The organism is Geobacter psychrophilus, from assembly GCF_056821595.1.
Map to the genome: position 1 here is coordinate 2430251 of NZ_JBXDTU010000004.1, position 22103 is coordinate 2452353.

15 protein-coding genes and 1 pseudogene are annotated in these 22103 nt (G+C 54.8%); 8 read left to right on the top strand and 8 right to left on the bottom strand.

All coding sequences use genetic code 11. The features are described from left to right. Positions 1-50 precede the first annotated feature (50 nt). Both ACOCF6_RS13875 and ACOCF6_RS13880 read right to left on the bottom strand, forming a co-directional pair. On the bottom strand, positions 51-2018 hold the full coding sequence (locus tag ACOCF6_RS13875) for a cache domain-containing protein (RefSeq protein ID WP_482460925.1): 1968 nt from the start codon (positions 2016-2018) through the stop codon (positions 51-53). Beyond that, on the bottom strand, positions 2015-3394 hold the full coding sequence (locus ACOCF6_RS13880) for a sigma-54-dependent transcriptional regulator (protein WP_482460926.1): 1380 nt from the start codon (positions 3392-3394) through the stop codon (positions 2015-2017). The genes ACOCF6_RS13875 and ACOCF6_RS13880 overlap by 4 nt, the downstream gene beginning before the upstream one ends. 488 nt (positions 3395-3882) lie before the next feature. Here ACOCF6_RS13880 and ACOCF6_RS13885 point away from each other — a divergent pair, with 488 nt between their 5' ends. The 5 genes from ACOCF6_RS13885 to ACOCF6_RS13905 all read left to right on the top strand — a co-directional run bounded on the left by ACOCF6_RS13885 (position 3883) and on the right by ACOCF6_RS13905 (position 9705). Beyond that, a complete protein-coding gene (locus tag ACOCF6_RS13885; RefSeq protein WP_482460927.1) occupies positions 3883-4995 on the top strand; it encodes a hydrogenase small subunit in 1113 nt (370 codons plus the stop codon). Continuing rightward, positions 4979-5911 carry a hydrogenase 2 operon protein HybA gene (gene hybA, locus ACOCF6_RS13890; protein ID WP_482460928.1) on the top strand — a complete coding sequence of 311 codons (933 nt, stop codon included), beginning with the start codon at positions 4979-4981 and terminating at the stop codon, positions 5909-5911. Before ACOCF6_RS13885 ends, hybA begins: the two co-directional genes overlap by 17 nt. Next, positions 5908-7197 (top strand): Ni/Fe-hydrogenase cytochrome b subunit, encoded by a 1290-nt coding sequence (gene hybB / locus ACOCF6_RS13895; protein WP_482460929.1) that lies wholly within the window; start codon positions 5908-5910, stop codon positions 7195-7197. Before hybA ends, hybB begins: the two co-directional genes overlap by 4 nt. A 183-nt stretch (positions 7198-7380) precedes the next feature. Next, the gene (locus tag ACOCF6_RS13900) at positions 7381-9060 is read left to right on the top strand and encodes a nickel-dependent hydrogenase large subunit (RefSeq protein ID WP_482460930.1); all 1680 of its coding nucleotides are present in this window, start codon (positions 7381-7383) and stop codon (positions 9058-9060) included. A 138-nt stretch (positions 9061-9198) separates the two neighbouring features. After that, positions 9199-9705, top strand: coding sequence for a HyaD/HybD family hydrogenase maturation endopeptidase (locus ACOCF6_RS13905; RefSeq protein ID WP_482460931.1), 507 nt, complete (start codon positions 9199-9201; stop codon positions 9703-9705). A 2-nt stretch (positions 9706-9707) separates the two neighbouring features. On the opposite strand, the gene ACOCF6_RS13910 is transcribed toward ACOCF6_RS13905, so the two are convergent. From ACOCF6_RS13910 to ACOCF6_RS13930, 5 genes are all read right to left on the bottom strand, one after another. Further along, positions 9708-11027 carry a TolC family protein gene (locus tag ACOCF6_RS13910; RefSeq protein WP_482460932.1) on the bottom strand — a complete coding sequence of 440 codons (1320 nt, stop codon included), beginning with the start codon at positions 11025-11027 and terminating at the stop codon, positions 9708-9710. Positions 11028-11134: 107 nt separating this feature from the next. Further along, the gene (locus ACOCF6_RS13915; protein WP_482460933.1) at positions 11135-14230 is read right to left on the bottom strand and encodes an efflux RND transporter permease subunit; all 3096 of its coding nucleotides are present in this window, start codon (positions 14228-14230) and stop codon (positions 11135-11137) included. Continuing rightward, entirely contained in the window at positions 14227-15132 is a 906-nt protein-coding gene (locus ACOCF6_RS13920; RefSeq protein ID WP_482460934.1) for an ankyrin repeat domain-containing protein, read from the bottom strand. Before ACOCF6_RS13920 ends, ACOCF6_RS13915 begins: the two co-directional genes overlap by 4 nt. A 19-nt stretch (positions 15133-15151) precedes the next feature. Then, positions 15152-16321, bottom strand: coding sequence for an efflux RND transporter periplasmic adaptor subunit (locus ACOCF6_RS13925; protein ID WP_482460935.1), 1170 nt, complete (start codon positions 16319-16321; stop codon positions 15152-15154). Between the two features lie 102 nt (positions 16322-16423). Beyond that, positions 16424-17029, bottom strand: a complete 606-nt coding sequence (locus tag ACOCF6_RS13930; protein WP_482460936.1) for a TetR/AcrR family transcriptional regulator — start codon at positions 17027-17029, stop codon at positions 16424-16426. 600 nt (positions 17030-17629) lie between these two features. Here ACOCF6_RS13930 and ACOCF6_RS13935 point away from each other — a divergent pair. Further along, complete coding sequence (locus tag ACOCF6_RS13935) at positions 17630-18418, top strand: hypothetical protein (RefSeq protein WP_482460937.1); 789 nt, start codon at positions 17630-17632, stop codon at positions 18416-18418. A 227-nt stretch (positions 18419-18645) separates the two neighbouring features. Here the strand turns inward: ACOCF6_RS13935 and ACOCF6_RS13940 are convergent. After that, positions 18646-19630 (bottom strand): annotated as a pseudogene (locus ACOCF6_RS13940) (IS1595 family transposase). A gap of 631 nt (positions 19631-20261) precedes the next feature. Between ACOCF6_RS13940 and ACOCF6_RS13945 the strand changes: the two are divergent. Both ACOCF6_RS13945 and ACOCF6_RS13950 read left to right on the top strand, forming a co-directional pair. Beyond that, a complete protein-coding gene (locus ACOCF6_RS13945; RefSeq protein WP_482460938.1) occupies positions 20262-21245 on the top strand; it encodes a glycosyltransferase in 984 nt (327 codons plus the stop codon). Beyond that, complete coding sequence (locus ACOCF6_RS13950) at positions 21246-22070, top strand: sulfotransferase family protein (protein ID WP_482460939.1); 825 nt, start codon at positions 21246-21248, stop codon at positions 22068-22070. The last annotated feature ends 33 nt before the right edge of the window (positions 22071-22103 follow it).

The window sequence follows — 22103 nt, forward strand, 5'->3', positions numbered from 1 at the left end:
GTTTCATTACGTTGTTTACGTATGGGTGTCTTTATGCTGATTCTGTTGATTCATGTGCTCAATTGAGCCGGAAGGATAACGGTGAACGCAGCCCCCTCGTCCACGTGGCTTGTTACGAGAATCTCCCCGCCATGATCGCTGACAATGCCGTAGGAGACCGCCAGTCCCAGTCCGGTGCCGCGCTGCTTGGTGCTGAAGAAGGGGGTAAAGAGCTTGTCCAGGTCCTCATCCCGGATACCGCAGCCACCGTCCTGTACCGTTACCCTGACCTGCCGGGCAGCTCCCTCCAGATCAACGTTCACAATCAGCTCGCCCCCTTCCGGCATGGCCTGCAGGCCGTTGACGATCAGGTTGGTGAAGACCTGGCGCAGCTGGTCCTGATCTCCTTCGATCTCCACATCCTTTCCCCAATAGCCCCTGATGACACGGTAGCGCTCAAGCGGGATCTGGTGACCGATCTGGTCCAGAATCTCGTCCAGCAGCGCTCCCAGGGAAAAGCGGGAGATCCGCTTCAGGCCGCTGCGGGAAAACACCCGCAGATTGTTGACGATCCGTTCGATCCGGGCGGTTTCCTGGATGATCTCCCCGGCCTCTTCCTGTCCCTCGCCATCAGGCGGGAGGGTGTCCTGCAGCAGTTCGGCGTTGCCGCGGATAACGGCCAGCGGGTTGTTGATCTCATGGGCTACCCCGGCCGAGAGCAGTCCCAGTCCGGCCAGGCGTTCGGCCTTGGCCAGATCCTTCTGGGCGGCCAGCAGGCGCTGGTTCGACTCCTCCAATTGGAGTGTACGTTCCACGACCTTCTGCTCCAGGGTGTTCTTGAGCGAACTGACTTCGCGATTCATGGTGTTGAACTCGTCGGCCAGCAGACTGATCTCGTCATTGGTGGCGACGTTGATCGGCTCAATATGTTCACCGGCAGCAATACGGCGGGCGCCGTCGGCCAGTGCCAGGATCGGTCGCGACAGGTTGGCGCCGAGCCATGCCGAAAGGGCGACGCCGATCAAAGAGACGAACACAAGCACCGCAGCAAAGATCACATTTACCTGTCTGCGGAGCTGGAGCAGGGGTTTTTCGGGCATGCCGACATATAGAGCCCCGACAACGGTGCCCATCAGGTCACGCAGCGGTTCATAGGCCGTAAAATACCGAGAGTTGAGCACGTTTGCTCTCCCGATCCATGAGGTGCCGCGGGAAACCGTAGAGAACACCTCATTCGACATCAGGGTGCCGATGGCCGGTTTCCCCCCCTCGTCCAGAACAGTTGTGGCAATGCGAACATCATCCAGAAATACGGTGGCATTGCCGCGTGCGCGGTTATCCGGGTCGCTGCGCTGGAACACGACCTGGGTAATGCGGTCGGTCAACCGGTTGTTGTTATTCAGCAGCACTCCTCCGTAGACGACTCCGGACATGCTGCCGTCAGGAGCCAGAACCGGAGCGGCGGCTACTTGGAACAGTCCGCGTTCTTCCACCTTCTTTGTGTAGATGCGGGCATGGGCGGTTGCTTTGACCGGCAGGCCCATGACGGATGGCAGAAGAGGATTTTCACGTCCTGTCTGGATTGTTGAGAGTACCATGACACCGCTTCCGGGCACTCCTTTGAGGGCATCAGCGATCAATTTCTCTCCCCGGAGGGAATCACCGCTGAGTGCAGGATTGGCAGCCCGGCAACGCACAAACCCGTACCGGTCAACCACGGTCAGGAAGCTGAGCCGTTCATTTCTAAGAATAGTCTGCAGCTGGGGGATAACGATATCCGGGTGCGGAGCGGCGAGTGCAGTTGCCAGTTCCGGTGATTGGCCGGTCAGGCGGATGATGTCTGAGAGCCGGGACAGGTCGGCAAGGAAGATCTCATGGGCTGAATTCAGGTTTGAGGCAACGGTCTGCAGGGCCTGACTGGAGAAGCGGGTTGTAATAATTGAAGTCCCGATCACCCAGCAGATAGCGATGGCGGTCAGTAGTGGCACCAGGGTTGCGACGGTCAGCTTGATACGTATGGAAGTCCAGAGATGCTTCATTGAAGTTTGTCGGTTTCCAGCTCGAATTCCTCGATCCGGCGATCCAGCGTCCGGCGCGATATCTTCAGGATTTCGGCTGTACGGCTCTTGTGGTAGCCGGTTCCCTTGAGGACCGCCGCGATGTGATGCCGCTCCATCTCTTCCAGCGGCACCATCTGTGATTTCGGGGCCGTCGATATGACCGTTTCAGCTGCAGCGGGGGGAGTCGAGGCGCCTCTCAGGGGGATGACATCGGCAGTGATGCTGTTTCCAACAGTCAGGATGACGGCCCGCTCCATGACGTTTTCCAGTTCGCGCACATTGCCGGGCCAGGAGTACTTCTGCAGTGCCTCCAGCGCTTCGGGTTCGATGCTGTGGATGGCCTTTGCCATGCGTCCGGAAAAACGCCACAGGAAATGTAGCGCCAACGGCTCGATGTCCTCGCGCCGTTCCCGCAGCGGGGGCAGTTCGATGGAGATCACGTTCAGCCGGTAATAGAGATCCTCCCTGAAGCGCCCTTCACTGACTTCGCGTTCTAGATCCTTGTTGGTGGCAGCCAGAAAACGTACATCCATCTTTTTTGTGCGGGTCGCCCCGAGCGGGATATAGTTGCGCTCCTGGATGACCCGCAGCAGCTTGGCCTGTACCGCCGGGCTGACGTCCCCGATCTCATCCAGAAAGAGAGTGCCGCCGTCGGCCTCCTCCAGCAGTCCTTTCTGGTTGACGACCGCACCGGTAAAGGCACCCCGCAGATGGCCGAAGAGCTGGCTCTCCAGCAGCGTGTCCGACAGGGCCGCGCAGTTGAGCGAGACAAACGGGTGTTCGCGCCGCAGGCTGTTGCGGTGCAGTGTACCGGCGATCAGCTCCTTGCCGGTGCCCGATTCCCCCAGGATCAGGATGTTGGCTTCACTGGGCGCTACCTGCAGCGCTAGGTCGTAGACGGCGCGGAATCGCGGGCTGGCAAAGACCGTCGGTTCCCGGCTGCCGGCAATCGAGAGTTCCTCGCGCAGGCGGCGGTTCTCCCGTGCCAGCCGGCGGAACTCCAGTACGTTTTCAACCATGCCCAGCACCTTCTCCTGGGGGAAGGGTTTGAGCAGGTAGTCGTAGGCGCCCTGTTTGATGGCCTGGACCGCATCGTCCACTGTGCCGAAGGCGGTCATCATGATCACCGGCAGGTCGGGGCGGCACTTCTTGACCCGCTTCAGGATCTGCAGGCCATCCATGTCGGGCATGCGCACATCCTGCAGCAGCAGGTCGATATCGGCGCCATCACCTGCCTCGATCCGCGCCAGCAGGTCGCTGCCGCGACTGAAGGTGTCAACCTGGTGTCCGCTCAAGCGCTTCTTCAGATAGCGCAGGATGCCCTCTTCGTCATCACAGATACAGATATGTGCCATGCCACAGACTCCTAGAGTGAAGAATCTAAAACTCGAAAGCTGTCTCACGCGGAGACACGGAGGCGCAGAGAAAGTCAAAAACAAAAACTTGGGGGTAAAACCAAAGTCGTAAGGTTTTTTACTGGTTTTCTCCGCGTCTCTGCGGCTCCGCGTGAGGCCGGTTTTGCCGTACGTTTTTCTCTCCTGTTGCAATGACTCCAGTTCAAGAACCGCATGCCACTCGGCAGATTTGTACATTACTTGACAGAATTGCACAATCCCAAAAAGTTCAGCGCCACATTTCTCGTACAAGCAATCGATTGAATTGCCGGCAAACCAATGGTTCAAGCCATCGGCATGCCCGAACACGTTAGTGTAAACAGCATTGGCACGGCACTTGCCGTATACGACTGGATTGCGAAGGATTTGGGCATTTTGTCACATTTGATAACCCCGAAATCAGTATCAGAAAATTGCAGCATTTAAAATACAGGGATATGGAGGATTGTATGGGTAAAGCGGATCTGTTCCCCGGTGTCAACCGTCGGGACTTTATCAAAACATGCATAACGGTCTCGGCCATGCTGGGGCTGCCCCTCAGCATGGTCAGCAAGGTTGCTGCAGCGGCAGGGAAGACGGACAGCCGGCCCGCGGTTATCTGGCTGCACTTTCAGGAATGCACCGGCTGTTCCGAGTCGCTGCTGCGCTCGTCGCACCCGACAGTGGCCAACCTGATCCTGGACATGATTTCCCTGGACTATCATGAGACGCTCATGGCCGGTTCCGGACACCAGGCCGAAAAAGCGCTGCACGATTCCATGAACGCCAACAAGGGCAAGTATATCCTGGTGGTCGAAGGGGGCATTCCAACCAAGGACAACGGCATCTACTGCAAAGTGGCGGGCAAGACCGCCCTGGAATCCCTGCGCACGGCTGCCGCGGGCGCCGTCGCCATTATCTCCATCGGTACCTGTGCCAGTTACGGCGGCATTCAGTCCGTCGGTCCCAATCCGACCGGTGCGGTCGGTGTGCGGGATATCATCAAGGATAAGCCGATCATCAACATCCCCGGCTGCCCCCCCAACCCCTACAACTTCCTTTCGACCGTGCTGTATTACGTCACCTTCAACAAACTGCCCGAGCTGGACCAGATGGGGCGGCCCAAGTTTGCCTACGGCCGCAAGATCCATGAACACTGTGAGCGGCGGGCCCATTTCGATGCCGGTCGTTTTGCCAAGTCCTACGGCGATCCGACCCATGCCGAAGGCTACTGCCTCTACAAGCTTGGGTGCAAAGGGCCGGCCACCTATGCCAACTGCTCGGTGGTCCGTTTCAACGATGTGGGCGCCTGGCCGGTCTCGATCGGACATCCCTGCATCGGCTGCACCGAACCGGACCTGCTCTTTAAAACCGCCATTGCCGACAAGGTCCAGATCCACGAGCCGACCCCCTTTGACAGCTACGCTCCGGTCGATCTCAAGGACAAGGGCAAAGGGCCTGATCCGCTGACCACCGGTTTCATCGGCCTGGCTGCCGGGGCCGCCATCGGTGCCGGTGTGATGATGGCGAAAAAACTCCCGGACGGGCCTGAGAAGGGGGCTGACCATGGGAAAACCGAGTAGGCGCCAGTTTCTCAAAATCATCGGGGCCAGCGGTGCGGCGCTCCTGGCCGGCCGTGGCGGTGCCGGGGCATCTGAGGGGCATCAGGTCAACAACAACACCATCGGCATGCTATATGACGCCACCAAATGCGTCGGCTGCAAGGCCTGCATGTCGGCCTGCAAACGGGTCAACAGCGATTACGGCAGTCTTTCCTATGAACAGGCCAAATTCGACAAGGATGGCCTGTGGGATGCGCCCCAGGATCTGTCCGGCAGTACCCGCACCCTGATCAAGCTCTTCAAGGAGTCGGACAAGGAATGGTCCTATGTCAAGTACTCCTGCATGCACTGCCAGAAGCCGTCCTGCGTATCGGTCTGCCCGGTCAGTGCCATGACCCGCGACACGATCACCGGCACGGTTGACTATAACAAGAACACCTGCATCGGCTGCCGCTACTGTCAGGTCGCCTGCGCCTTCAATATTCCCAAGTTCCAGTGGGACAAGGCCATCCCCCAGATCGTCAAGTGCGACCTGTGCAAGAACACCAATCTCCTCAACAAGGGCATCCCCGCCTGTGCCGAGACCTGCCCGGTCGGGGCGATCATGTTCGGCAAACGCAAGGATCTGTTGGCAGAAGCCCGGAAGCGTCTGCAGGAGAATCCCGGCAAGTATCTGGATCACATTTACGGCGAGAAGGAGGTCGGGGGCACCAATCACCTGTACCTGTCTGCCATGCAATTCAACAAGCTGGGGCTTCCGGTCCTGAAAGACGAGGCTCCCGCAGAGTTCTCCGAAAAGATCCAGCACACCATCTACAAAGGATTTATTGCACCGGTGGCGCTCTACAGCACCCTCTGTTTCATTGCCCTCAAAAACATGAAAAAAGGGCACGGTGCACAGGGCCATGATCACCATCAGGGAGGGGAGCATCAATGAGCCACGACGATTATCAAATCCACCGGGCCAAGATCCTTACACCGTCGTTCATGGTGCTGCTGGCGTTGACCCTGATCGGCTTCGCCCTGATCGCAGTCCGTTTCATCAAGGGCATCGGTGCGGTATCAAATATGAGCGACGGCTATCCCTGGGGCATCTGGATCACCTATGACGTGGCGACCGGCACGGCCATCGCCTGCGGCGGTTACGCCATGGCGATCCTGATCTACATCAGAAACCGTATGCATTACCATCCCATGATCCGCTCGGCCGTCCTGACCAGCATGTTCGGCTATGGCCTGGCCGGCTTTTCGGTCATGGTGGACGTGGGACGCCCCTGGAACGCCTACAACTTCTTTATCCCTTCCAAGTGGCAGGCCAACTCCGCCATGTTCGAAGTGGCCCTGTGCGTCATGGCCTATACGACCGTGCTGCTGCTGGAATTCCTGCCGGCGGTCCTGACGTCCCTGGAAAAGACCAAGTGGCACACCCTGCAGAACATGATGGACTGGCTGCACAAGTACACCGGCATCAACCGTCCCGAGCGCATGGAGGAACGGCTGGAAGCGGTCAAGGACCTGGCCGCCTGGCTGAAACCGCGTCTGGACAAGGTGCTGATCTTTATCATCGTGCTCGGCATCACCCTGCCGACCATGCACCAGTCTTCGCTCGGTTCCCTGCTGCTGATCGCCTCCACCAAGCTCCATCCGCTCTGGCACACCGGCTTTCTGCCGCTGCTGTTCCTGATCAACTGCATGTTCATCGGCTATTCCATTGCCATCCTGGAATCGGTTATCTCCTGCTACGCCTTCAAGCGCCCATTCGAAACCAAGGAACTGTCCGGCATGGCCAGCATCATCCCCTGGCTGACGGTCATCTGGCTGAGCGTCGTGATCGGTGACCTGGCCTGGCGCGGACAGCTGGGTGCGGCACTATCATTTGACTTCTACTCCGGGTTTTTCCTGCTGGAGTTCTGCCTGGTGGCCGGCGGTTCACTGCTGATGTTCAGCGGCAAGAAGCGCGAATCGATCCGCTGGCTGTTTGTCTCGGCGACCCTGATTGTGCTGGGCGGCGCCCTGTACCGTTTCAATGTGTACCTGATCGGCTTCAACCCGGGCAAGGGGTGGCATTATTTCCCGGCCCTGGCCGAACTGCTGATCACGGTAGGCATTGTGGCCTTCGAGATCCTGGGCTATCAGGTAATCGTCAAGATCCTGCCGGTCCTGCCCAAGCTGCATACGCGGCAACAGCACGATGCGGAGCATGCTGTGGCGGAAAAGGCGTAAAAACCATTTTTTCACCACGAAGGCACGACCAGAAGTAGGCGCTTCCAAGCGAGGACACGAAGTTTTAGAGTCAAAATTTTTTAGGGGTAAACCAAAAGGCCTGTATTGTGGTTTCTTCGTGCTCTTCGTGCCTTCGTGGTGCATCCAGTTTATAAAGATTATAACTATCGGAGGTAATTCATAATGGCCCGTATAACCCTTGACCCGGTCACCCGTATCGAAGGTCACTTGAGGATTGATGTGGAAGTAAACGGCGGCGCTGTCACCAATGCCTGGTCGTCAGCCCAGATGTGGCGCGGGATTGAAACAATCCTGCAGGGGCGTCCTCCCGAAGATGCCTGGATCTACGCCCAGCGTTTCTGCGGGGTCTGCACCACGGTGCATGCCATTTCGTCGATCCGCTCGGTGGAGCACGCCCTCAAGGTGGATGTGCCGCTCAATGCCCAGTACATCAGGAACATGATCATGGCCCAGCACTCGGTGCAGGACCATATAGTGCATTTTTACCACCTCTCGGCCCTGGACTGGGTGGATGTGGTTTCGGCCCTCAAGGCTGATCCCAAGCGGACCGCCCAGTTGGCCCAGAGCATCTCCGACTGGTCCGGCAACAGCGAAACCGAATTCCGGGCAGTACAGTCCAAGCTGAAATCCTTTGTTGATACCGGGCGTCTCGGCATCTTCTCTTCCGGCTATTGGGGTCATCCGGCCATGAAACTGCCGCCGGAAGCCAACCTGATGGCTGTGGCCCATTACCTGAAGGCACTCGACTACCAGCGCAAGGCGGCCCAGGTAGGCGCGATCCTGGGGGGCAAGAATCCTCACATCCAGAACCTGTGCGTAGGCGGTGTCGCTACCGCAGTCAACATGGAAAATCTGGCCACCATCAACATGGAAAAGATCGCGGCCCTGCGCGCTCTGATGGAAGAGACCCGTGACTTTGTCCAGAAGGTCTACTATCCGGACATGATCGCCATTGCCTCGGCCTACAAGGAGTGGTTCAAATACGGCAAGGGGGTTACAAATTACCTGGCGGTCCCGGAGATGCCGGAAGATACCAAAAATACCAAATTTGCCCTGCCGGGTGCGGTCATCAATAATGGCGATGTCAAAGGCGCCCGTATCATCACCAACCATCAGGATGAAGCGCTGATCAAAGGTATAACGGAAAATGTGGCCCATGCCTGGTACGACGGCAGTGGCAGCCACCACCCGTGGGAAGGGGAGACCAAGCCTCATTACACCGAGTTCGAGGACAACGGTAAATACTCCTGGTGCAAGGCCCCTCGTCTGGACGGTAAGGCGGTGCAGGTCGGTCCGCCGGCCCAGCTTTTTGCCGCCTATGCCGGAGGCAACCAGAAGGTTCGGAAGCTGGTGGACGATTCCTGCCGCAAGATCGGCGTCGGGGTCGCTGATCTGCACTCAACCATGGGGCGTCTGGGCGCCCGTGCCATCCGCGCCCATCTCATGGCTGATCTGTCACTTGAGTACCTGGACAAGCTGGTGGAAAATGTCGCCAAAGGTGACAAGGCCTATGCCAACCACACGGAAATCCCCAAGGGGGAATACCGGGGTGTGGGCTTCCACGAGGCGCCGCGCGGTACGCTGTCCCACTGGATCGTGATCAAGGACCGCAAGATCAAGAACTACCAGGCGGTCGTGCCCTCCACCTGGAATGCCTCGCCCCGTGATGAAAAGGGTGCCATGGGACCTTACGAGGCATCGCTGGTCGGCAACCCGGTGGCACAGAGCGACAAGCCGCTGGAAGTGCTGCGCACGATCCACTCCTTCGACCCCTGTATTGCTTGTGCGGTGCATACGATCGACCCGGAAGGCAAAGAGATTACAAATGTAAAAGTAATGTAGTAAGAACCAGATGTCACCACGAAGGCACGAAGATCACGAAGTTTTAAAACCAAAAGATTTTTTTAAAAAAACGTAAAAAAGATTCGGTTGTTGTTTCTTCGTGTCCTTCGTGTCTTCGTGGTGAAAAGGATTTCAAACATGCAAACACTCATATTCGGCGCAGGCAACCTGCTCTGTTCGGACGAAGGATTCGGCGTTCATTTCATCAAGTATCTTGAAAAGCACTACGTGTTTCAGGAAGACGTGGAGCTCTACGACGGCGGTACCTTGGGGATCATGGTCACCCACCTGCTGGAGGAGGCGGACCGGGTCTTTTTGATCGACGTGGTGGATGTCCCGGGGGAACCGGGAGATGTCGTGCGATTTGAGAAGGAGCAGTTCCTGCTGGGTAGGCTGCCGATCAAGATGTCGCCGCACCAGATCGGCATCCAGGAGGTGCTGACGCTCTCGGACCTGCGCGGCAGGACCCCTGAACAGGTGTCACTGTTCGGCATAATACCTCAATCCTATGATGCGGGTGTGGAGTTGTCGCCGCTGTTGGCGGGTAAGCTGCCAGGTTTGGCTGAACTGGTGGTGGGTGAGTTGCGGGCGGCAGGTCATCAGATAACCGCCTTCTCTCAGTGCAGCGAGGTAAATGAATTATAGTATTATTCCCCCGCCACACCCATGGCCCACAGGAGATTGACCTGCGCCACCCGGTAGTCGCGCTGGGCCCGGGCCAGATTGCTTCTGGCCTGCACCAGGTTCAACTGGGCGTCATCCACTTCAAGCCTGATTTTTACGCCGAACTCGTAACCCTTCTCAGCCATCTGCACCAGACGTTCAGCCTGCCTGACCGTGCCGGACAGGGCCTGAACGATCTCGGCCGCCTCTCTGACCGCATTCCCCGCATCCCGCACTTCCAGCGCGACTGAATCCAACAGCCTGGATTCCTCTATCTGCCGGGTCCGCAGGTCGCTTCTGGCCTGGATCACCCTGCCGCTGGTCTTCAGACCGTCGAAAAAGGGAAATGTCAGGAAAACCCCCGCATTCCAGGCCGCACCGTTATCGTTGAGTGTTGTACCCGCACTGTTCACATCCAGCCAGTGCCAGCCGGCCGAAGCTTTCAGGTCCAGACGCGGTTTGTTGTCCGCAGTTGCAATGGTAATCAGCTCGTCGTAGATGCCGATACGCAGTTTGGCATCGCTCAGCTCCGGACGATGCGTGCGGGCAGACTCAAGCGCAGCCTGATACGTTGTCGGTTGTTCAGGGACTGCGTCCAGAGACCCGTTCACGTCCAGGTCCGCTTCTTCCAGAGACAGCAGAAAGCGCAACCGCTCCCGGGCCGTACGAATGCTGTTCTCGCTGCGAATGACCTCGGGACGCGCATTCTCGACGGCAACATCTGCGGCCAGAACGTCATAATCAGTCGCAACACCGATGGCAAACCTGCGCCTGGTCTCTTCCTGGTGGCGTATTTTCTGGGCCAGGTTCTCTCCGGCCAGCCGGTACAGTTCCCTGGTCAGCAGGATGTCGTAAAATGCGGTCGAGACATCGCGGTAGGTCGCCTGGCGATACAGACGCAGCTGCTCATCGGCTGTCTTCAGCCCCACTTCTGCCGCCCTGATGGCCGCGCCGATTTTGCCCCAGGTATAGAGAGGCTGGGAAAGGCTGATATCAGCCGTGCGGCTGAACTGGCGGGACACGGTGCCGAACAGGCCCTGGCTTTCATCCCTGGCTACAGAGGCGGCGGCGTTCAGAGACAGTTGGGGCAGCGCTGCCGAGCGCTCCTCGATGTATCTACCCTGTACGTACTTGGCGTATTCCCGGGCCTTCTCGATATCGCGGTTTTTCTCCATGGCAATGGAAAGGGCCTGGTCGAGCGTCAGGGTGCGGGTCTCGGCGGCGATGGAAATCCTTTCACCGCAGAGGACGCAGAGGACGCAGAGGATTTTGAGCAGAATTTTATATGCCGTTATCTTCATCATACTAATGTCCGGTTTACATTGCCTATTTTCAGTGGGGTGAACGTAAAAAGATCGTTCGTTGTTTCTCTGTGATCCTCTGTGTCCTCTGCGGTAAATAAATCTGGTTTTCATGCTGCTTTCCTCCACTTCCGCTTCAACCAGCCACCCAAATCATCCATCAGGGTGTACATGACCGGTACCACCAGCAGAGTCAGGAAGGTGGAGGTGATCAGGCCACCCACTACGGCGCGGGCCATGGGTGCGCGCCCTTCGGCACCGGCGCCGAGGCCCAGGAAGAGCGGCAGCATGCCGAAGATCATGGCCAGGGTGGTCATGATGATCGGCCGCAAACGGGTGCGGCCGGCCAGGATGACCGCCTCCCGACGATTCATGTTGTCGCGGCTCTGCAGGACCTTGGCATAATCAACCAGCAGGATGGCGTTCTTGGTGACCAGCCCCATCAGCATGATCAGGCCGATCAGGGACATGATGTTGATCGTATCGCCGGTCAGTTTGAGCATGCCGGCCATACCGACAATCGAGAGCGGCAGCGACAGCATGATAGCCAACGGCTCAAAGAACGATTCGAACTGGGCCGCCAGGATCAGGTAGACGAACAGTACGGCCAGCAGCAGCGATTCCCCCATGTAGCCAAAGGATTCAGCCATATCCTCGGCCTCGCCCGACAGATTGACGGCATAGCCGGGCGGCATGTTGATCCGTTTCGCAGCCGCTTCGACATGCTTGGCCGCCGTGCCGACCGGCAGTTGGTCGAGGTTGGCGCTGATCGTTACCTGGCGGGCCAGGTCGCGGCGGTTGATCTCGGTGGGAGAAGCGGCCACCACCGTGGTGGTCAGGCTGGAGAGCTGGATAAGTTTAACCCCGCCGTTGCCGTCTGGTACGGAAATCTTCAGGTCCTGGACTTGCGACTGATTCTGGCGTAACTGTTCCGGCAGCCGTACCCGCACATCCACGGCATCGCCGTCCTCGTCCTCGTAGGTCGAGATGGCTTCACCCCCCACCAGCCGTCCGACGGCGCCGACAATGTCATTGGTAGTCACGCCGGCAGACAGGGCTTTGGCACGGTCAACCCGCATGCGGTATTCCGGGATATCGTTTTCCAGGGTCATGGAAAGATCAACAATGCCCGGCACCTTGTACAGTTCCTCCTTCAGGCGGGCACCAAGCTGTTTGAGGACCGTCAGGTCATCCCCCTTGAGATTGACATTGAGCGGCTTCTGCGCCCCGCCGATCTGACCGACCTCTTCAATGGAGAAGGTGATGCCGGCCACCTGGCGGAGCCGCTCACGCACTTCGCGCTGTAGGACGAACTGATTCTTGTTCCGCTCGTTACGATCCTTGAGTTTGACATACAGCAGGCCGTCACGCACCGTGCCGCTGTCCCCGGCCCCAATGGTGCCGTAGGTATGGTCGACCTCCGGTGCGGCTTGGACCGCTGCCAGCACCGCCTTCATCCGGCCTTCTGTCTCCGCCATGGAGGCCTCCGGCGCTGTTTTGAAGGCGATCTGGAATTCGCCTTTGTCCTCAGGGGCCATAAAGGATGACTCCAGGGTCCCGAAGATCATGATGCCGGCTACGAAAGAGGCCACGGCCATGGTCATGACGGTTGTGCGGTGGTCCAGGGCCCAGGCGACCGCGCCGCGGTATCGGTCGGCGGTCCGGTCGAACCAGCTGTTGAAGGTCTCCAGCCAGCGGGCAATGCCTTTGCGCCTGCCCTGCAGATGGATGGAAGGGTCGTGCCAGCGGGAGGAGAGCATCGGATCAAGGGTGAAGGAAACGAAGAGCGACACCAGTACGGCAAAGGCCACGCTGATGCCGAACTGGTAAAAGAACCGCCCGACGATGCCCTTCATGAAGGCCACCGGCACGAAGACCGCCACGATCGACATGGTGGTGGCAAAGACCGCCAGGCCGATCTCGGAGGTGCCGAAGCGGGAGGCCTCCATATGGTCCTTGCCCATTTCCAGATGGCGTACGATATTCTCGCGCACCACAATGGCATCGTCGATCAGCATGCCGATGGCCAGGGAGAGGGCCATCAGGGTCATGACGTTGAGGGTCATGCCCAGGGCATTCATGATGATAAAGGAGGAGATGACCGATATGGGCAGGGTCACGCCAGTGATGACGGTGGAACGCCAGGAATTGATGAAGCAGAATACGATCAGTACCGTCAGGATACCGCCGATGATCAGGGTTTCCTTGACGTCGGCCAGAGACTCTCGGGTCATGATTGATCCGTCACGCACCAGGGAAATCGTCACCCCGGGCGGCATCTCTTTCTGTACCTTAGTCATCACCCGCTTGACCGTATCAACCAGCTCCACCTGGTTGCCGCCGGACTGTTTGTAGATATCCAGGCCGATGGCCGGCTGACCGTTAACCAGGGCCAGCTTGCGCTTTTCCTCGACACCGTCGCTGACCTGGGCAACCTCGCCCAGGGTGATTGGACGTCCGCCGCGCTGGGTGATGGTCATCTGGCGGTACTGTTCGGCCTGTTCCGGCTTGCCTTCGATCCGCAGAGGGTATTCGGCCTGTCCCCGGGTGATGCGGCCTAAAGGAGTATTGGTGTTCTCGGATTTGATGCCGTTGACCACATCATTGACACCCATACCCAGGCTATCCAGACGGACCGGATCGAGATCGACATTGATCTCGCGTTTCCGGCCGCCGACCATGTCTACCTTGCCCACTCCGGCCACGCTTTCAAAGCGCTTCTTGACTTTCTTCTCCACCAGCGTGGTCAGTTCGCGGGGAGTCAGGGTGCCGGACTGTACCGCCAGGGCGGCCACCGGGGCGGCATTGAAATCAAGCTTCTGGATGATCGGCTCTTCGATGCCGGTCGGCAGGACGCCCCTGATCGAGGCAACCTTGGCCCGGACCTCCTGGGCCGCGTCATTGACCTTCTCCTCCAGGCGGAATTCGACGACCACCGTGGAAACGCCCTCGCGGGAGGTGGAGAAGACGTGTTTGACCCCGGCCACCTGGTTGACCGCTTCTTCGATGCGTTTGGAGAGTTCGCGCTCGACCGTTTCGGGCGATGCACCGGCAAAGACGGTGACGACCGAAACCACCGGGAATTCCACATTGGGGAACATCTCGACCGAAAGGCGGCGGTAGGAGAATATGCCCAGCACCACCAGTGCCAGGATCATGACCGTGGCAAAGATGGGGCGTTTGATGGATGTGTTGGAGAGGATCATTGCGGCCGGGTTCCTTTGTCATTACCTGCCTGTGGTGTGAATAGGCCAATCATGGCCTTGTTGGCGGATTTCTCGGCCGATTGGCGGGGAGTAACGCCGCTGCTGTCGGGACTGTCCGGGTTCGCGCCCGCCTTGAGCAGCAGTTCCACCATCTGGCGGTCCTTGATTTCAACGGCCTGGTGGAGCGGTGTCCTGCCGGTGCTGTTCTGACTGTCCAGCGGTGCGCCGAGAGAAATCAGCAGTCTGCCGGCTTCATAGCCTTTGCGATAGACAGCCCAGTGCAGAGCAGTATTTCCGTTTGCATCCTGGGCAGTCAGGCTGGCCCCCTTGTCGGCCAGCAGCTTGATGCTGGCAGGAACAGCAGACAGAAGCGGCGTCATGCCCTGCTCGTCGCGGAGGTCAACAGCCGCACCGCGCGAGAGCAGCAGGCGGGCCAGCACGTCCCCCTGTGTCTGGGCAACTGCCAGATGGAGCGGGGTGCGTCCCAGATTGTCCTGGGCGTTCAGGTCCAGGCCGCGCTCCAGCAGGAGATTGCAGTTGGTCGCATGCAGGCTGGCGGCGGCCGCGTGCAGCAGGGTACGGCCATCATATTTGTCATTCAGGCTGATGTCATTGCGCACTTCCAGCAAACGGATCAGCATCTCCGTGCTTCCGTGAGCGGCAGCCGCCAGAAGCAGGGGGCCGTACTGTGGCAATTCAATCTTTTTCGGAGGTGCCGGTGGCTCTCCGCTGTTCAGGCCGGCTTCAGCCAGGAGGGCGCGGTATTCCAGGTCCAGTTGGGCCTCGCTTTTTTCTTCTGCGGGCGGAGGCGCCTGCGCTTTCTGCTGGCAGCCGCATATCTGCAGGGAGAAAACAAAAAGGGCCATGCATACAGCCATTTTCATACGATAGGATGTGTCCATCTTGGTTCCTCCTGCGTGGTCATTGTGGCTGTTTCGGGTCATTCACGGGGGTCGTGCTGACCCGATCACCATCCTTGAGGCTGAAACCGCCGCGAACAACGTACCGTTCGCCTTTCTTCAGTCCGGTAATTATTTCTACCTTATCTCCGTTGACGCTGCCGGTGGTTATCTCCCGGATGCGGGCAAGGCCGTTATCAACAACATACAGGCTGCCTTTGCGGGCCGCCAGGTCGAATCTGTTTATAGCGCTTCTCGGGATCTGCAGCACGTCACCCCGTGTGCCGGTGATGATGCGTCCTTTGGCAAACAGCCCGCCCTTGAGGGTTTCCGGCACATTCTGCACTTCGGCAATGACCTTCAGAGAGCGGTCGGCCGCGCTCAGTTCGGGATTGATGAACATGACCTTTCCGGTAAAGGTCCGGCCCGGTTGAGCGTCCACTGAGAACTCGACCGGCTGCCCGGTCTTGATCCTGGCAGAGTCTGCCGATGAGACCGTCACGGTCAGATTGAGCAGGTGGTTGTCCACGATGCGGAATATCGGTTTGCCGGCGGCGGCATCACTTGCCAGATCGCCGACATTGACGTCGCGCATTGCCACGACACCATCGATGGGTGACGTCACCGCACCTTTAGCCTGCCGTGCCCTGGTCTGATGGACATCCCCCTCGGCCGCACTGATCTGGGCCTGAGTCGCCGCAACCCTCGTTTTTGCAGCCTCTGCTTCAGAACGGGCGTCATCCACGGCCTGCTGCGTGGCCAGCCCCGATTCTTTCAGCTTGAGCATGCGGGCCAGTTCCCGATCCGCCCGGTTGGCTACCACACTCGCCTGAGCCCGATTGGCCTTTGCCGATTCGACACCGGCCTCGGCACGTTTAACCATGGCCTCGGATTCAGCTACGTCGATCCGGGCCAGGGCCTGCCCCTTCCTGACCCGCACCCACTCGGTCACGAACACCTGCTTTACCAGGCCGGGGATCTGGGTCTTGATATCCACGGAAAACTTGGGCTCCAGGCTCCCTGTGACCTCGATGCTGTCGGTCAGGTTGGCGCTGGCTGCAGTCAGTGTTTCAACAGCGACTGGTGGTTTGACGGAATGTGCCGGTGTTTTGGTGGCATCACTCCGCGAGCAGGCGCTCAAGCTGATGAATGTTATCGATAGTGTCAATATTTTTGCTAGGGTCCGATTCATTGCAAACCTCATCGTTATCCAATCTGATAAAAATAGTTCTAATCTCGGAGTCACTGCCAAAGACTCTTTCAGCGGTGTTTCTGATCTGAATTTGCTGAAAAATCAACGGACCTCCATGCCGTCAAATACAATGTCCAGCATTCTGCTTATGGAAGCCCGGTCAATGCGGGGAGTGCAATGACAGAGCTGCTCCTCGATGGCAATGCTCAGGCAAGCCAGCGCAGTCCAGACCATATCATTGACATTACCTGGTCGGAGTTCACCCGATGCGATGCCTTCCTCAATCAGCCCGGAGATGACCTGCAGTATCCGGTCGTAATACTGTTCCAGATCAAAGGCCGGAGCGCCCTGTGGTGCGCCGTAGTAGATTGAATACATCAGCTTTACAAGAGACAGCTGCTGAATACTTGTATCGAAAACACCATGACAGAAATGAATAACACGCTGTCGGATGCTGCCGGAAAAGCTGCTCAAGTCAGCCACAGTAGATTCAAACTGGTGGTAGGACTCCTCCATCAAGTGCAGGTAGAGCCCTTCCTTGCTCTTGAAATAATAATAGAGCACCGGTTTGGTAACAGAGGCAGCCTGACATATCTCGCGTACCGATGATGCCGCATAGCCGCGCTGTGTGAACTGTTCCAGGGCAGCGCATAGTAGGCGTTCACGGGCTTCCGGAGCCGGGAATGGTGTGTTGGAATCCTTCTTCATGGTTTCTCCATAGTGTAACTTACCTATCGGTAGGTATAGTAAGAAATGTGGCAACATGTCAATTATAATATTTCTACGCAGTGAGCAGCCCAGCTCAGTTGAACTCATTTATTGAGACTTATTTGTTGTTGGTGTATAGTAAACAAATATGTTAATTAGTATAATTCAATCTATGAAACAGCCAAATTGTCAACGTGGAAACTCGGTATCATTATTGCAGAAGTTATCGTTATCCACGGAACAGCTCCCCTGTAGAGAAAAACCGGCAATGAATTTGGATAGCGCGATTGTATTGGTTGTTTGTTGAGTGGGCGGTTGTTTTTAAGTAATATCTATGCATGTATCGATGCGACAGCTGATACGCCAATTCGCGAGAATTGACATGTCAAAAAAATGTTGCCAGTTAAATATTTTTGGCATCATAGCTTGCATATTTTTCTATTGCTTTTATAATACAGCATAGTTATTATCTCGCATGAGTATTATCTTAAAATCAGTTTGCGTCGATGCTGGATTTGGAAAATAAAAAAAACAACGTAATCAGCCCCCTACGGTTTTGTAGGGTTAAACAGAGAAAAAACAAACAAGGAGGAAGTAATTATGAAAAAAATCGTATTGTTAATGGCAGGAGTATTGGCCGTAGCGCTGGCAGGCTCGGCACAAGCAGCAACGATGTTTGCAGTGCAGAATTCAGGTGCAGTTGACAAGTTCGTTGTTCATGATACCGGGTTGACTGGCGTTGGTACCGCAACACCTACTGGTGGTTCACTTCATGTAGTTGCGACGGATACCCCGGTTCTGAATGATATACTTGGTAATAATCAGGCTGCGGGTATGGGTCTTGATGTTACCACTACAACTGGTACCCCGCCAGCGGGTGCTATTCAGGCTGCAAACTACTCATTTCTGATCAAGTACAATAATGGTGGAGCTGCTATATCTAATAACTTTAACACTTTTAGATTGATCGCCAGAAGTGATTCGACCGTTACCGATCCAATAACTGGAGCAATGGCTGCAGGAAACTTCATGGTTCAGCACAGAGGAACCAACACTGCATCGAACATTATCGGGCTCGTAGCAAACACCAATCTACAGGGAACTGGAAATGTTACGAGTGCAGCGGCCATTAGGGCTGCCGCACCTTCTGTCTCTGGTACGGGGGTTATGGCCAACGCCTATGGAGTAAGCATAAAGCCGCAAAAGCAAGCGGGAGTCACAAATGGTTGGGGTGTATATCAGGAAGGAATAAATGATACAAACCTCTTCGCCGGACTCGTAAATGCACCTAATCTCCCCGTATTTGCTGATAATACTGCTGCTGCAGCTTTGCCTCTGGGGACAATCTATAGAACGCCTGCCGGTGTAGTGATGGTACGTATCCCCTGATTAAAACAAGTTTCATTGCTATAAAAAAACGACTGCTTTATATGCAGTCGTTTTTTTTATTTCGGATACTGAATAGAAAACAAAGGCAAAACATATATCGAATCGTTAAGGCCATTATCACAGAACACCATTCATTAATAATCTACGAACGGGTGGTGGAAAGGCAGGAGAATATTCAAACTTCGCAATATTTGCCTATCCCCTCTGCACAGATATTCTTGGAGATGTCAAATCAAAAAAACACCTAGCATTAGACTCCAAAGCATGGATCTTCTGAGTTGAGTTCCGGTCGCATACCTGAGTAGAGATTGAAGTTGCTCAAGAATCGGCTGTGCCTTGTAAATGATTCTATTGATGCCGTTCCTTAATATTTCTTTTGCCGGTTCACGATGGTTCCAGCGAAAGACTACCTCGTTGACGTATCTCTGAAGGTGTTGTTTGCTTAGGGAGTGAAATACTCCCCATTTCGTCCGTGCGAGTATGGCGTTGAATGACTCTGCTTTGTTGTTGTGGACGTCGCCGATCACAAACTCCTTGGCTCCATGGTTAACTGATGCTTGACTGGCATAATTCAGCTATCTTCGGGTACTCGGTATGATGGTCACTCATAAGATCAGCCGTGTGGTCTACGAACCGGCAAACTAGTGGAGTGATCTCTGAGTTGGTGTCGTTTGCTGCAACGCTTGCCCGTACGTGTCCGGCACGGCTTGCAGTAACGGAAAACACAGGATTTATTGGTGCTTCTACCTCGTTTGTAGTTGACGTCTTTCTGGTATCGCGGCTTGACGCCTGAGATACTTCTCGTCAAGCTCAACTGTCCCGGTAAGGCCAGGCATGGCATCTGCATGTGAGGCCATGATTGCCCGAACAGCATGCCCGACTTTTCAGGCTGTCTTCTGGGATGCGCCGATCCACTTAGCAAGGAATACAGATGAAATCCCCTTGCTGGAATTGATCATGAAGTACATGGCCATCAACCAAGTCCTCAGCGGCAACTTGGTGTGTGAAGCGGAGTCTTTGCAGTGACGGTGAATTGCTTGCCACAGGCAGCACATTCATACAGTCCCGAACGCGGTCTTCTAATGATAAGTTCCAGGACTTCATACCATCACAATGGGGGCAGATTCGGCCTGACGGCCATATCATCCGTTCCAGGTACTGACGGCAGGTTTCCTCATCGGGAAACTGCTTATTTAACTCTTGCATATTCATGGCATACCATCCTTTACAGAGTATGCTATATCAATCATATGACAAATTACGTCATAGCAGCCATATTATTGGTTATAGGTCCGTTGTTTGAGATACATATCCCTAAGTAATTTATTGATATTGTGTTCGTGTATTCGTCCGCAGTATTGTTTTTGCTCATAGATAATTGTTAGCTCGTTTAGTGAAAACAACTGTGGAAGATTTAAATTAATAAAAAGTTTCAGGATTTTCTCCTGATGTAGTATTTGTTTTAGAGTCAGGCGTTTTCATCTTAATCAGATAAAGGCGTGTATTGAAGTGCGATTGTGACTTAATGCTCTACTTATCTTTGAGCGTTTACCGCGTCTCAGTCCGGGAATTACATGTAGCGTTCTATTCGTTATTATCATGCTCAGTGGTTGAAATAGAGGTCAATATTGTCTTTGTTCGTGTGTTTCTGATGTATAGTGAAAAGAGAAAAACGTTATGCAAATCTATGAACGGTGATGGAATATTCACTTCAATAAATTTATATGCCAAAGATAACTAGTGATATCTTGCACGTTCAACGTGAGCGGCGACTTGTCGCTATACAACTTACGCTACTTCATTCTGAAGTCGTACGATGTTGGAGGCCAAACGGAGTAATAATGTGAAAATTTATATCTATAAGGGGTATATTCAGGCAGGTGGCACTTATATGGCCTACCACATTGGAAGAATCCTGTATGAATATTTTGGATTTGAAGTAATGATTGTTGGAAACCATCCGGGTAAAATGATGTTTTCGTATCCGATTGATTTTCCGACCATCTCGCAAGCAGTTTTTGAGGCAAAGGTCACACAGGATGATCTGCTCATCTGTAATCCGTCGTTTTCAGATCAGAGTTTTGGACTACGATTACCGTGCAAAAAACTTTCTTATGTTCAGAATGTTCGCACGTTCAGAGTGCTAGATGTTTTTTTTGACCACTATGTCTTTGTCTCGGACTGGGTCAAATGGTTCATTGAAAAATATTACGGCATCTCAGGAAATGTTATACCGGCTTTTATCCACACCGAACGGTTCAGTTGCTCCGATGCATGGCCTGATCGGCAGACATCAATCCCTATAACCAGTTATAAAAATGACAGCCTTGTACTCTCCAGATTTAGCACACTGTATTCTGCCAAATATCCTGATTCACGTCTTGAATTCAAAATATATCCTGTGTCAGATCAAAGGGAATTCGCCAGCACCCTCGGAAGACATCGATATTACCTTAGTTTGGCGAATATGGAGGGGTTCGGCCTTCCAATGCTTGAGGCTATGGCAGCGGGATGTACAGCGGTAGGCTGGGATGCAGGCGGCAGTTCGGTATATACCCTGCACGGCACGAATTGTATGGTTTCACGATATGGGGATCTAGAAAATCTTGTTGATAACGTTCATTTTGTGTTTTCGAACCCGCTCGAGGCACAGCGGATGGCCATTGCAGGTGCCAATACTGCACTGCAGTTCAACAAAAAACGGTTTGATGAAGCTTGGGTGGCAGAACTTGGACAGTTTTTGAATGCTACACCTTCGCTCCATCCACGAGAGGCAGGCTCCCCCAAAGGTAGGTTAGGCAGCTTTATTGAAAAAATGTTGAGGTAAATGACGATGTTCTTTATATTCGGTTCTCCACGTTCAGGTACCACACTGTTGGCCCAGTCATTGAGCAGTCACAAGGATATTGTCATCCCCCATGAAACCGACTTCATTATCCCGATGGCCTTTATATTCGACCGTATCCGTGATCCACATACCGGCAAAGACATAATCGGCAAATTGATTACACAATCGGTTGCATTCAGCACAAGCATCGGTGAATACTTGACCGCAAACGATATCTTAAAAATCGTTGCTTCTTGTAAGTATCACCCTGCCGATATTCTCGCCTCTCTCTATGCTGCGATCTCACGGAAAGCTAATGCAGTTATCGCAGGGGATAAATCACCAAACGATCTGCTGTTTTTGCGGATGCTAATAAAGGGGAATGGAATATCTCCTGACATGAAGATCATACACATTGTCAGAGATATTAGGGATGTAATGGTATCGCTCAACAGAGTGGGATGGGGTACTGATTTTGATCTTTATTTTCCAAGATTCTGGTCGAATTCCAACTTGTATCTCAACTCTCTCTATAAAACAAAACCATCTCAATACATGCTTATTCGATATGAGGATATGGTGCGGGAGCCGAGTGAACAATTTACTAAAGTCTGCTCTTTTTTAGGAACTACCTTTCAACCAAAGATGCTTGATTCCCGCAACTTTCATTCACGTTATGCAGACATGTCGCATCATTCAAAACTGTTTGTTCCTATCTCAACTACCAATATCGGAGAATACAAGAACGTACTGAGTCAGGAGACGTTTGAGAACTATGAACGCCAAGCCTATGAGGCATTGGAAGCTTTCGGCTATGTAACCTGAACACTTAAAAGACTATTAAATTGAAGATTGATT